13 protein-coding genes are annotated in these 11987 nt (G+C 73.5%); 10 read left to right on the top strand and 3 right to left on the bottom strand.

Going from position 1 to position 11987, the window contains the following annotated elements; all coding sequences use genetic code 11:
• The first annotated feature begins 21 nt into the window (after nucleotides 1-21).
• From GA0070623_RS23335 to rsrA, 5 genes are all read left to right on the top strand, one after another.
• Nucleotides 22-717 carry an SOS response-associated peptidase gene (locus GA0070623_RS23335; protein ID WP_067312068.1) on the top strand — a complete coding sequence of 232 codons (696 nt, stop codon included), beginning with the start codon at nucleotides 22-24 and terminating at the stop codon, nucleotides 715-717.
• Nucleotides 718-917: 200 nt separating this feature from the next.
• On the top strand, nucleotides 918-1310 hold the full coding sequence (locus tag GA0070623_RS23340; RefSeq protein ID WP_067312072.1) for a WhiB family transcriptional regulator: 393 nt from the start codon (nucleotides 918-920) through the stop codon (nucleotides 1308-1310).
• A gap of 137 nt (nucleotides 1311-1447) precedes the next feature.
• The gene (locus tag GA0070623_RS23345; RefSeq protein ID WP_067312075.1) at nucleotides 1448-2059 is read left to right on the top strand and encodes an alpha/beta hydrolase family protein; all 612 of its coding nucleotides are present in this window, start codon (nucleotides 1448-1450) and stop codon (nucleotides 2057-2059) included.
• 325 nt (nucleotides 2060-2384) lie between these two features.
• On the top strand, nucleotides 2385-3203 hold the full coding sequence (locus GA0070623_RS23350; RefSeq protein WP_089004164.1) for a sigma-70 family RNA polymerase sigma factor: 819 nt from the start codon (nucleotides 2385-2387) through the stop codon (nucleotides 3201-3203).
• A 1-nt stretch (nucleotide 3204) separates the two neighbouring features.
• Nucleotides 3205-3492 carry a mycothiol system anti-sigma-R factor gene (rsrA, locus tag GA0070623_RS23355; RefSeq protein ID WP_067312082.1) on the top strand — a complete coding sequence of 96 codons (288 nt, stop codon included), beginning with the start codon at nucleotides 3205-3207 and terminating at the stop codon, nucleotides 3490-3492.
• 99 nt (nucleotides 3493-3591) lie between these two features.
• On the opposite strand, the gene GA0070623_RS31715 is transcribed toward rsrA, so the two are convergent.
• Nucleotides 3592-3666, bottom strand: a complete 75-nt coding sequence (locus GA0070623_RS31715) for a 50S ribosomal protein bL37 (protein WP_369752275.1) — start codon at nucleotides 3664-3666, stop codon at nucleotides 3592-3594.
• A gap of 288 nt (nucleotides 3667-3954) precedes the next feature.
• On the opposite strand from GA0070623_RS31715, the gene GA0070623_RS23365 reads away from it, so the two are divergent.
• Both GA0070623_RS23365 and GA0070623_RS23370 read left to right on the top strand, forming a co-directional pair.
• Nucleotides 3955-4170 carry a biotin/lipoyl-binding carrier protein gene (locus tag GA0070623_RS23365; protein WP_067312089.1) on the top strand — a complete coding sequence of 72 codons (216 nt, stop codon included), beginning with the start codon at nucleotides 3955-3957 and terminating at the stop codon, nucleotides 4168-4170.
• Entirely contained in the window at nucleotides 4170-4700 is a 531-nt protein-coding gene (locus GA0070623_RS23370; RefSeq protein ID WP_067312119.1) for a GNAT family N-acetyltransferase, read from the top strand. The genes GA0070623_RS23365 and GA0070623_RS23370 overlap by 1 nt, the downstream gene beginning before the upstream one ends.
• A gap of 69 nt (nucleotides 4701-4769) precedes the next feature.
• On the opposite strand, the gene GA0070623_RS23375 is transcribed toward GA0070623_RS23370, so the two are convergent.
• Nucleotides 4770-5333 carry a TetR/AcrR family transcriptional regulator gene (locus GA0070623_RS23375; protein ID WP_067312122.1) on the bottom strand — a complete coding sequence of 188 codons (564 nt, stop codon included), beginning with the start codon at nucleotides 5331-5333 and terminating at the stop codon, nucleotides 4770-4772.
• 112 nt (nucleotides 5334-5445) lie between these two features.
• On the opposite strand from GA0070623_RS23375, the gene GA0070623_RS23380 reads away from it, so the two are divergent.
• Nucleotides 5446-7032: an MDR family MFS transporter gene (locus GA0070623_RS23380; protein ID WP_067312092.1), complete on the top strand. Its 1587-nt coding sequence runs from the start codon at nucleotides 5446-5448 to the stop codon at nucleotides 7030-7032.
• Nucleotides 7033-7198: 166 nt separating this feature from the next.
• Here the strand turns inward: GA0070623_RS23380 and GA0070623_RS23385 are convergent, their stop codons facing one another.
• Nucleotides 7199-9031, bottom strand: a complete 1833-nt coding sequence (locus tag GA0070623_RS23385; protein ID WP_067312096.1) for a tetratricopeptide repeat protein — start codon at nucleotides 9029-9031, stop codon at nucleotides 7199-7201.
• A gap of 188 nt (nucleotides 9032-9219) precedes the next feature.
• Between GA0070623_RS23385 and GA0070623_RS23390 the strand changes: the two genes are divergently transcribed.
• Entirely contained in the window at nucleotides 9220-10251 is a 1032-nt protein-coding gene (locus GA0070623_RS23390; RefSeq protein WP_067312099.1) for an SIS domain-containing protein, read from the top strand.
• 49 nt (nucleotides 10252-10300) lie between these two features.
• Nucleotides 10301-11824 (top strand): sensor histidine kinase, encoded by a 1524-nt coding sequence (locus GA0070623_RS23395; RefSeq protein WP_067312125.1) that lies wholly within the window; start codon nucleotides 10301-10303, stop codon nucleotides 11822-11824.
• Nucleotides 11825-11987 lie beyond the last annotated feature (163 nt).

Here is an 11987-nt window from a genome sequence, read left to right on the forward strand (position 1 = left end):
CGGCGGGTTACCGTGGGCGCCATGTGCGGCAGGTACGCGACGACCCGGAGCGCCGGGGACCTGAGCGCCGTCTTCGAGGCGTCGGACGACACCGACGGCGGGCTCCGGCCCGACCACAACGTCGCGCCGACCGACCCGGTGCCGGTGGTCCGGGTCGACCCGGACCGGGGGCGGGTGCTCTCGGTGGGCCGCTGGGGGCTGGTGCCGCACTGGGCGACGTCGGCCGCCGGAGCCGCCCGCATGATCAACGCGCGGGTCGAGACGGTCGCCACCAGCCGGGCGTACGCCGTGCCGTTCGCCCGCCGCCGCTGCCTGGTCCCGGCCGACGGCTGGTACGAGTGGGTGCGCCGGCGCGACGGTGGCAAGCAGCCGTACTTCATGACCCCGCGCGACGGGTCGGTGCTGGCGCTGGCCGGTATCTGGTCGGGCCGGGAGTCGCTGACCTTCAGCGTGCTCACCACGGCGGCGGTGGGCGAGCTGGCCGAGGTGCACGACCGGATGCCGCTGCTGCTGCCCGCCGACCGGTGGGCGGACTGGCTGGCGCCGGCCGACGATCCGGCGGCGCTGCTCGTCCCCCCGTCGCCGGGGTGGCTGGCCGGGCTGGAGATCCGGCCGGTCGGTCGGGCGGTGGGCGACGTCCGTAACGACGGTCCCGGGCTGACCGAGCGGGTGGCGGTGGACCGGGAACGCTCCCACGGGGAGAGCGCCCTGTTCTGATCGCAATAGGTGACATTGGCGCGCACGAATTAGCCGAGTTGTAGATGAAAAGTCGCTCGGACCTTTCGTCATCTTTCCGGCACACCTCTTGTCCCGGTAGCCGACAGTGCGATAGAACACAGCGCTGGCACTGAGAGCGTCTTCGCGCGGTGCGAACGACGCCGGTCGATCTTGCCGGTCCCACGGGGGAGGTGGGTGTCATGACCCGGGCGCGTATGCCCCGACCACACGAGGTGGCCGCCGCACGACGAGATCCGCGACTGCTGCGGGCACTGCGGGACCGCCGTTCCGACGAAGCCTGGCGTACCAGGGGAACCTGTCAGAGCGTGGATCCGGAGACGTTCTTTCCGGCACCCAACGAACCGGCCGACGCGGCGGTCGAGCTGTGCCGAAGCTGTGACGTCCAGGGATCCTGCCTGGCCTGGGCACTGGAGGTGGGCGACACCCACGGGGTGTGGGGCGGCACCACGCCCCGCGAGCGCCGGGCGATGCTGGTCGCCTGGCGCGGCGAGGTCGAGTCCGACCCCGACGCCGCCGACGCCGCCGGCCCACCGGTACGGGACCGCCTCCTCACCCTGGTGCCGTTGAGCTGAGCCCTGGCGTCGTCGAGCCGGCCCCTGGCGTCGTCGAGCCGGCCCCTGGTGCTGTCGAGCCGGCCCCTGGTGCCGTTGAAGCGACCTCTGGCGCGGTCGAGCTGAGCGCTGCGCCGGGGGCGGCGCAGAATGACCGGGTGCCGCACCTCGCGCAGTTCGACACCCCCCGTGGCCCGGCCCGGATCGACACCGACCTGCCGGTGGGGCCACCGGTGTCCCTGCTCGTGCTCGGTCACGGGGCGGGCGGGTCGGTGGACGCGCCCGACCTGCTGGCCCTGCGGGACACCGCCTGCGCCGCCGGGGTGCTGGTGGCCCGGATGACCCAGCCCTACCGGGTGGCCGGTCGCCGGGCGCCGGCCCCCGCGCCGCACCTGGACGAGGCGTGGACGGCGGCCCTGACCGTGCTGCGCAACCGGCATCCGGACGTACCGCTGCTGGTCGGTGGGCGGTCCAGCGGTGCCCGGGTGGCCTGCCGGACGGCACGTACGGTGGGCGCGGTCGGGGTGGTCGCGCTGGCCTTCCCGCTGCACCCGCCCGGCCGCCCGGAGCGGTCCCGGGCCGACGAGTTGGCCACCGGGCTGCCGACGCTGGTCGTCAACGGCGACCGGGATCCGTTCGGGGTGCCCACCGCCGGTGGCCCGGTCGAGGTGGTGGTCCGCCGTGGCGAACGTCACGACCTGCGCCAGGATCCGAGCGGGGTGGCCGGCGCGGTGCTCGCCTGGCTGCGCGACCGCCGGTGGGCGCGCTGACCGGTTCCGACCCCTGGGCGGGCCGGCCGGCCTCCGCACGCCGGGCGGCCGACCGGCGCTGCGCCAGGGTCGGCCGGCGCTGCGTCGTGGGTCGGCCGGCGCGCTGGCCACCCGTTTCCGCCCCGGCGGAGCCGTCGTTGCATCCGATGGTGTCGGCCTTCCGGTTCGGGTGGTCGGGACCGTCCCTCCCAGGCCCTTCCTGGTCCCAGCTCCCCGGTAGCCGACCGGTCGGGCCGGGACCAGGAGCGGGGGCCGGTGGAATGCCCGGCCCACGGGCGGGCGTTACGACTCCCGGACGAGCAATCTGGCGAGGGGGGTGTGACCGGTGCCGACCGAGACACGGAGCCGGGAGCGTGACGAGCGGGGCGCGCGGCGGCTCAGACGGCTACTGGACGGCCCGGACTGGCCGGCGGTGGGGGACGGCGCCGCGGCGGTGAGCACCGGCACACCCGGCGGAACCGAAGCTGCGGACCGGTTCGTCCGCGTATCCTCGGCGGGACAGCATCCGACGCGAGGGGATGTGCGGTTGACCACCGAGAAGACGGACGAGCGCAGGGCCCGCTTCGAGCGGGACGCAATGCCCTTCGTCGATCAGCTCTACGCTGCCGGGCTGCGGATGACGCGGAACCCGGCCGATGCCGAGGATCTGGTCCAGGAGACGTACCTGAAGGCGTACGCCGCCTTCCACCAGTTCGAGCAGGGTACCAACCTGAAGGCCTGGCTCTACCGGATCCTGACCAACACCTACATCAACTCCTACCGCAAGCGGCAGCGGCAGCCCATCCAGGCGCCGACCGAGGAGATCACCGACTGGCAGCTCGCCGAGGCCGAGTCGCACACCTCCAGCGGGTTGCGGTCGGCGGAGACCGAGGCGCTGGACCGGCTGCCGGACAGCGACGTCAAGGACGCGCTCCAGCAGCTGCCGGAGGAGTTCCGCCTGGCGGTCTACCTCACCGACGTCGAGGGCTTCTCGTACAAGGAGGTCGCCGACATCATGGGCACGCCGATCGGCACCGTGATGTCGCGGCTGCACCGCGGACGTCGTAATCTGCGCAAGCTGCTTGAGCGGTACGCCGCCGAGCGCGGGTTCAGCGCCGCCCAGCCCGCGAAGGGCTCCACCGCCGCTGCCAGCCGGGAGGTGTGACGTGAGCTGTGGGAAGCCGCACGAGACGGACTGCCGGGAAGTGCTCGCCGAGGTCTACCTCTACCTGGACCTGGAGTGTGCCGAGGAGCGGCGCTCGCTGATCCGCTACCACCTGGACGAGTGCGGGCCGTGCCTGCGGGAGTACGGCATCGAGCAGGAGGTGCGGGCGTTGGTGGCGCGGTGCTGCGGCAACGAGACCGCCCCCGACCAGCTGCGGGAGCGGCTGCGGGTGCGCCTCACCGAGCTGGTGGTCTTCGAGGCCAGCGAGTCGCGCGAACTCGCCGAGTAGGGCACGTGACGACGGTGGCCCGGGTCGGTTCGACCCGGGCCACCGGCCTGTCCGGCTCCGGGCCGGACCTGGTGTCGCGACGGATGCCCGTCGGGAGACTCAGGAGTTGGGGCGCTTGCCGTGGTTCGCGCTGCTCTTCTTGCGGGCCTTCTTCTTGCGGGCCTTCTTCGCCATGCTGACCTCCTCGTGATCGGTCCGACCCCTGCCGCGGCGACCCTCGGCACCGGTGCCGCCGCCGGTCCGCCCGGCGTCGGGGTCCGACCCGATGATGCTAGTGCGACCGCCCCCTGCCACCGCGCCGGGGCGGCGACGGTACCCCGGTCGGTGCGCGGACACCGGTGGATCCGGTGCCGCGCTCACCGCGCCCGGGTCCGCACTCCGCTGTCGCGCTCCCTGCCCGTGCGGGGCCGGCACGTGATTGGATACCGACGCAGACACACCCGGTGGAGAGGGAGGGCCGTGATGGCCGAGGAGATCCGCGCCGAGATGGTGGCCAACGTGTGGAAGGTCGTGGCGTCGACCGGGGACAGCGTGTCGGAGGGGGACACGCTGGTGATCCTGGAGTCGATGAAGATGGAGATCCCGGTCCTCGCCGAGTCCGACGGCGTGGTCGAGCAGCTCGCGGTCAACGAGGGCGACGTGGTGCAGGACGGTGACCTGATCGCGGTGATCGGTTGATCCCCGGCGACCGGTCGGCCGGGCTGCTGGTCCGGCGGGCGGTGCCGGCCGAGTTCGCGGCGGTGGCCCGGCTGACCGTCGCCGCGTACGAGGCCGACGGCCAGCTCAAGGGCGAGAACGGCTACGGGGTGACGCTGGCCGACGTGGCGACCCGGGCGGCGGAGGGTGAGGTCCTGGTCGCCGTCGACCGGACGACCGGGGTGGTGCTCGGCTCGGTCACCTTCGTGCTGCCCGGCAGCCCGTACGCGGAGTTGTCCGCGCCGGGCGAGGCGGAGTTCCGGATGCTGGCGGTGGACCCGGCCGCCCAGGGGCGGGGTGCGGGTGTGGCGCTGGTCCGGGCCTGCCTGTCCCGGGCCGCCGCACAGGGCTGCTCGGCGGTGGTCATCTGCGTCCGTAGCGGGCTCGCCGAGGCCGCCCACCGGTTGTACGCGGGGCTCGGCTTCGCCCGCACCCCGGACCGGGACTGGTCGCCGCTGCCGGGCGTCGACCTGCTCGCCCTGCGCTACGACCTGACCGGCGGGCCGGCCTGACCGGCGGGCCGGCCTGACCGGCGGGCCGACCTGACCCGTCCGCCCCGGGGCACGCCGGCCGGTGCCGGTCTAGTCGTCGAAGCCGGCCAGCAGCTCGTCGGCCACCTCAAGGGCGATCGCCTTGCGTTCGTCGTCGGAGATGTCCGGATTCCGGACGGCGAACCAGCTGCTGTGCACGGCGAACAGGAGCAGGGCGGCCCGGATCTGGGCGCGGGGCGAGTCGTCGCCGAGGCAGATGGCGTCGGCCAGCCGGTACATCCGTTCCCGCATCTGCTGGCCGGCGGTGAGGCTCTTGAGCACCGTCTGGTTCTGCTCGAAGAAGCGCATCACCGGGGGCTGCCCGGCGGCGAACATCGTGTCGGCGTACTGGCTGACCAGGGCACGTCGGGTGGCCCGGGTGGCCGGTTGCCCGTGCGCCCAGTCGATCAGCTCGTCCATTCGGTACAGCCGGTCCTCGACGTAGCTGTTGACGATCTCCTCTTTGCTCTTGAAGTGGTAGTAGAGGGCGGCCTTGGTCACGCCGAGCCGTTCGGCGATCTCCCGCAGCGAGGTCTTCTCGTAGCCCTGCTCGGTGAAGAGCTCCAGTGCGACGGCCCGGATGCGCTCCCGTGTGCCGCCTGTGCTCTGACTCACCTGCACCACCCAACTCACTTGACGGGCCACTGCTGCCCAACTTACCGTGCGGCTAGTAAGGTGACTAGCCGGGCGGCAAGTAAGTGTGACAGATCTCCGGGGGAGCTTACCCATGACTCAGGAAACTCAGGCGACGGCGAAACCCAACATCAGGGTGGTGCTGTTCGGTCTGATGATCGCGATGATGCTCGCGATGCTCGACAACATGATCGTCAGCACGGCCCTGCCGCGGATCGTCAGCGAGTTCGGCGGCGTCAACCACTTCACCTGGGTGGTCACCGCGTACGTGCTGGGCACCACGGTCTCCACCCCGATCTGGGGCAAGCTGGGTGACCTGTACGGCCGCAAGGCGGTCTTCCTGACCTCGGTGGTCATCTTCCTGATCGGGTCGATGCTCTGCGGGATGTCCGGTTCGGAGCTGCTGGGCGGCACCGGCAACGGGATGGTCGAGCTGATCGCGTTCCGCGCCCTCCAGGGCCTCGGCGCGGGTGGCCTGATGGTCGGCGTGATGGCGATCATCGGCGACCTGGTGCCACCCCGGGAGCGGGGGCGTTACCAGGGCATGATCGCCGGGATCATGGCGGTCGCCATGGTGGCCGGCCCGCTGGTCGGCGGCTTCATCACCGACAACCTCTCCTGGCGCTGGGCGTTCTACGTCAACCTGCCGCTCGGCGGCCTGGCGCTGCTGATCCTGGCCACCACCATGCACCTGCCGAAGTACCGGACCGAGCACAAGATCGACTGGCTGGGTGCGGCCTTGCTCTCCGTCGGCATCACCGCCATCGTGCTGGTCACCACCTGGGGCGGCAACGAGTACGACTGGACCTCCCCGCAGATCCTCGGGCTCGCCGTGCTGGCGCTGGTCAGCCTGCTCGTCTTCGGCCTGGTCGAGCGGCGGGTCGTCGAGCCGATCCTGCCGCTGGGCCTGTTCGCCAACCGCAACTTCACGCTGATCTCGGCGATCGCCTTCCTGCTCGGCTTCGCGATGTTCGGCGCGATGAACTTCCTGCCGCTCTACCAGCAGACCGTGCAGGGGGCGTCGGCCACCAACAGCGGCCTGCTCCTGCTCCCGCTGATGTTCGGGATGCTGGTGGTCTCCCTGGTGGTCGGCCGGGCCATCACCAAGACCGGTCGCTACCGGATGTACCCGATCGCCGGCGGCGTGCTGATGGCCGCCGGGATGGCGCTGCTGTCCCGGCTGGAGGTCGACACCGGCAAGGTCGAGACGTCGCTGTACATGCTGGTCCTCGGGGCCGGCATGGGCTTCCTGATGCAGACCTCGATGCTGATCGCGCAGAACAGCGTGGAGCAGAAGGACCTCGGCGCGGCCAGCGGCGCGGCCACCTTCTTCCGGTCGATCGGTGGCTCGTTCGGCATCTCGCTGTTCGGCGCCATCTTCGCCAACCGGCTCGCCGGCTCGACCGCCGGCGGCGCCTTCGGTGGCGGCACCGGCGAGGGCCGGGGGCTGGATCTGGAGAAGCTCGGGGAGTTGCCGGCGCAGGCCCGCGCGGCGGTGCTCGGTGGCCTCTCCGACGCCATCTCACACGTCTTCTTCTGGGCGATGATCATCACGATCGCGGTGCCGGTGCTCGCCTGGTTCATCAGGGAGATCCCGCTCCGTACGGCGAACGACGTCCCGGCGGCGGACGCCACGCCCGAGGAGAAGGCCGAGGTCGCCCTCGGTAAGGCCCCGGTCTGACCGACCCACCCCACCGACCCGTTCGTCGCGGCCGGTCCGCTCCCAGCCGGGGGTGGACCGGCCGCGCGCCGTTCCCGACCCCACCCACTCCATGATCGACTCGCCTGGGCCGATGTGGCGGCGTTCCGGCGCGGCGGATACCGCTACCTCGCCTCCCGAGAGTGGATCATGCGGCGCGGCGACGGCGCAGCACGGCGGTGAGGCGACGCCAGGCGCGGGCCAGCCGACCGCGCCGGCCGGGCCGGGCCGGCGCGACGAGCAACCGGTGGGCCAGCGCGGTGGTGGTCGGATCCACGGCCGGGGTGGCCAGCGCCAGGTGGGCCAGGGAGACGGCGATCGGCACCGGCCGGCCCTGCGCGACGGCCGCCACGTCGGCGAGGCGCTCGGCCACCAGCCCGGCCACGTCGGCGCGTACCTCCGGGTCCACCCAGGCGGCGGTGACCAGCGCGAACAGCGCCGCCTCGGTGATCCAGTCCTCGACGCCCCAGATCAGTTCGACCAGCACCCGGCGGCGGGTCGAGCTGGCCCACGCCTCGTCGGTGCGGTGGTGCAGCAGGCCGAGGCAGGCCCAGACCTGCACGCAGCGCACCCAGAGCGACGGATCCTGGCCGGTGAGCACCCGGCCCAGCGCGGTGGGCGGCGCCTCGGGCGGGTGCACCAGCAGGCCGAGTAGGTCGGTCAGCTCCAGGGTGGCCAGCCCGACCGCCGCGTCGTACGCGGCCGGCGGGTGCGGCCACGCCGGGTGGGCGAGCTGGCGTACCCGGTCGGCGGCGGCGGTGGACGGGGTCGGCAGGGTGGGTGCGGCGGTGGTGCCGTCGTAGCGCCAGAGCCGGCACTCGGTGGCCCGGCGCGGCTCCCGCGGATCCGGGTCGGCGACCCCGGTCACCTCGACGTAGAGGCCGGGCACGGCGGCGGTGACGGTCCGCATCGCGCTCGGCGGCTCCAGCGTGTCGAGGTGGACCGCCGCGTCGGGGAGGCCGTCGGCGGCGAGCGCCCGGCGCAGCGCGTCGACCATGGCGCCGGTGGCCGGGGTGACCTGACCCAGCCAGGGGCGGCTGCGGCAGGATTCGGCGAGGTCGGTGTGCTCGTGGCTGTCGTCGGGGTGGTCCCGGGTGAAGTCGGCCAGGGCGACCAGGTGGCCGACGTCGCCGTCGCGCAGGAAACGCAGCCGGTGCGCGGTGTGCACCGCGCAGTCGAAGGTCGGGTCGCGGGCCAGCGCCCGGTCGATCCAGGCGAGGGCCTGGTCGAGCCGGCCGTGGTCGGCCAGGGTGCCGGCGATGTCCGCGTAGACGGCGAGGTCGTCGGGGTCGTGCCCGACGGCCCGTTCCAGCGCGGCCAGGGCCTCCCGGGTCCGGCCGGCGCTGCGGTACGCGTACCCGAGCCAGACCTCGCCGAGCTTGGACGGCGCGAGGCGTACCCCCCGGCTGGCCCAGGTGACCGCCAGGGTGACCTCGCCGAGCCGCCGGGCCAGCGCGGACGCCGCGCCGAGCAGGAGGGCGTGCCGGGGGTACGCGGCGACCGCGTGCCGGGCGAGGGTGAGGTAGGGCTGTAGCGGCGCCCGCCCGATCCGGGGTACCGGGTCCGGCGCGGCGGCGCAGACCTGCATCAGGATCCGGGCGCACCGGTCCGGATCGAGCCGGCCGGCGAGGTCGGGATCGGTCACCCAGGGCACCCCGGCCCAGTCGACGCCGGGCGCGTGACCGGTGGCGGCGACCAGCAGGTCGAGCCCCTCGGCCGGGCGGCCGGCGGCGGCGAGCAGATGGGCGCGGGCGACCACGGCCCCGACGTGTGCGCGCTGGCCGAGCGGGAAGAGGTCGAGGTCCCCGCCGGAGGCGGCGGCGATCCGGGTGAGCGTCTCGTGCGTGTCGGGCAGGGTCGGTGCCAGCACCAGCGCGGCGGCGAGGTGGTCGGCGGCGTGGGTCAGGTCGCCCTCGTCGAGGGCGAGCCGGGCGAGGGCGAGTTCCTCCGCCGCGGTCAGCGCGGGTGGCTCCTCCGACACGTCGGCCTCTCGCTCGCAGGGGGTTGCCAGGGCTGGGCAAGCGTAGGGGATGCCGGCAACATGTGTGGATCTTCTGCGCGTTACTGCTCACATGGATGGTGAGGGCGACTGGATCGTGCAAGAATGAACACGGATTGCGCGTCGATCGCGCAGCGAGAGGAGTCCCCGTGACACAGCCAGGGGCCGGGATGGCCGCCGACATCGACGAGCAGCCCGCCGGTTACGCCCGCCTGCTCTCTGCCGGGCCCGCCGGGGAGATCGCCCGGGTCGCGGCGGTCGTCGCGCGCCGCCGCCCCCGGCACGTGGTGTTCACCGCCCGGGGCACCTCGGACCACGCCGCCCTCTACGGGGCCTACCTCACCGAGATCCGGCTCGGACTGCCCGCCGGCCTCGCCTCGCCCAGCGCGGTCACCGTCTACGGCGCCCGCCCCGACCTGTCCGGGGCGCTGGTGGTCGGGGTCAGCCAGAGCGGCGGCTCACCCGACCTCACCGAGGTGCTGCGTACCGCCCGCGAGGCCGGGGCGCTCACCCTGGCGGTCACCAACGCCCCCGACTCGCCGCTGGCCCGGGCCGCCGAGCTGAGCGTGGACATCGCCGCCGGGCACGAGCGGGCGGTCGCCGCCACCAAGACGTACACCGCCGAGCTGCTCGCCCTGCTGCTGCTGGTGGAGGGGATCCGGGCCGGCGACGGTGTGCTGCCGACCGACCAGCGGGCCGCCCTGGAGCGCCTGCCCGAGCTGGCCGGGCGCACCCTGGCCGACCCCACCCCGACCCAGCTCGCCCCGCGCTACCGGTTCGCCGGTCAGCTCGTCACCACCGGCCGGGGGTACGCCTACCCGACCGCCCGGGAGGCGGCGCTGAAGCTGATGGAGACCAGCTACCTGCCGGCGCTCGCCTTCTCCGGCGCCGATCTGCTGCACGGTCCGCTGGCGATGACCGACCCGGACGTCCCGGTGCTGGCCGTGGTCGGCTCCGGCCCCGGTGGCCGGTCGATGGGCGAGGTGCTGCCCCGGCTCGGCGAGCGGCGGGCCGACGTGGTGGTGGTCGGCTCGGCCGAGGTCGAGGGGGCCACCCGGATGGCGGTGCCCGAGGTCGACGAGCGGTACGCCCCGCTGCTGGACATCCTGCCCCTGCAGCGCCTCGCGCTGGCCCTGGCGCTGGCCCGGGGTGAGGACCCGGACGCCCCGCGCGGCCTGAAGAAGGTCACCGCGACGATGTGACGGGTCGGCCAGCGGGACGGGACACCGGCGGCCGTGGCACGCTGTGTCCGTGTCCACGCTGCGCGACCTCGCCGAGGAGCACACCAAGCTCCGCCCGGCCGACATCGACCACCTGCACCGGATCGCCGGCGACTGGCAGTTGCTGTCCGACCTGTCCTTCGCCGACCTGCTGCTGTGGGTGCCGGTGGACGACGACGGCACGTTCCTCTGCGTCGCCCAGGTCCGCCCGACGACCGCCCCGACGGCCTACCTGGACGACCAGGTGGGGCGGATCGTGGGCGGGCCGGAGGTGGCCCACCTGGAGGTGGCGTACCGGCAGGGCCGGATCTGGCGGGAGGGCGACCCGGTCTGGTACGGCGACGTGCCGGCCCGGCACGAGGCGATCCCGGTCCGGCTGCGCACCGCCGAGGGGGAGGCCGGCGAGGTGATCGCGGTGGTCGGCCGGGACACCAACCTGTCCACCGCCCGCACCCCCAGCCAGCTGGAGCTGAACTACCTCACCACCGCCGACGACCTGGCCCAGATGATCGCCGACGGCACCTTCCCGCCGCCCCGGCACCCGGGCGAGACGACCTCCGCGCCCCGGGTCGGCGACGGGCTGGTCCGCCTCGACGCGGACGGCAAGGTCACCTACGCCAGCCCGAACGCGCAGTCGGCGTACCGCCGGTTGGGTTACGCCTCCCACCTGGTGGGCGAGGACCTGGCCAAGCTGCACCGCCGGCTGGCCAGCGACCCGCTGGACGGCACCGAGGCGGCCAACGGCATCCTCGCCGCGCTGCGCGGCGAGGGGCCGCCGCGCCGGGAGATCGACGCCCGGGGGGCGACCATGCTGACCCGGGCACTGCCGCTGATGCCCGCCGGGGTGCCGATCGGCGCGCTGGTCCTGGTCCGCGACATCACCGAGGTACGCCGCCGCGACCGGGCCCTGATCACCAAGGACGCCACCATCCGGGAGATCCACCACCGGGTGAAGAACAACCTCCAGACCGTCGCCGCGCTGCTGCGCCTGCAGGCCCGCCGGGTGTCGATGCCGGAGGCCCGGGTCGCCCTGGAGGAGTCGGTACGCCGGGTCGCCTCCATCGCCCTGGTGCACGAGACGCTCTCCATGTCCAGCGACGAGGCGGTCGAGTTCGACGGGATCGTCGACCGGGTGGCGAGCGCGGCGACCGAGGTGGCCGCGACCGAGGTGAGCGTCGGGATGCGCCGGACCGGCAGTTTCGGGGTGCTGCCCGCCGAGATCGCCACCTCGCTGGTGATGGTGCTCAACGAGCTGCTGCTCAACGCGGTCGAGCACGGCTTCCCACCGGTCGAGGAGGGCGGCGAGGCGGCCGAGCCGGACGTCCGGCCGGAGGTGGTCGTCTCGGCGCACCGGCAGCGCAAGCAGTTGCACGTCTCGGTGACCGACAACGGGCGCGGGCTGCCGGCCGAGTTCGACGCCGACCGGGGCGGGCGGCTCGGGCTCCAGATCGTCCGGGCGCTGGTCACCGGGGAGCTGCGCGGCAGCATCGAGCTGCGCCCCGGTCCGACCGGCGGCACCGAGGCGGTGCTGGTGCTCCCGCTGGCCAAGGTCTGAGCCGGGCCGTCCGACGGCCCGGTTGCCTGCCGGTGACGCCGGGATGAATGTGAGTGGATTGACGTGTGATCTGCGGTCCGATACGCCTTTCAGGCGATTCGCGGGCATTGACACCTTGCGGCCGACTGAATAGTTTTCTAGCTTCACCACCAAGCAGACACGG

The sequence above is a fragment of the Micromonospora rifamycinica genome (genome assembly GCF_900090265.1).
Lineage (GTDB): Bacteria > Actinomycetota > Actinomycetes > Mycobacteriales > Micromonosporaceae > Micromonospora > Micromonospora rifamycinica.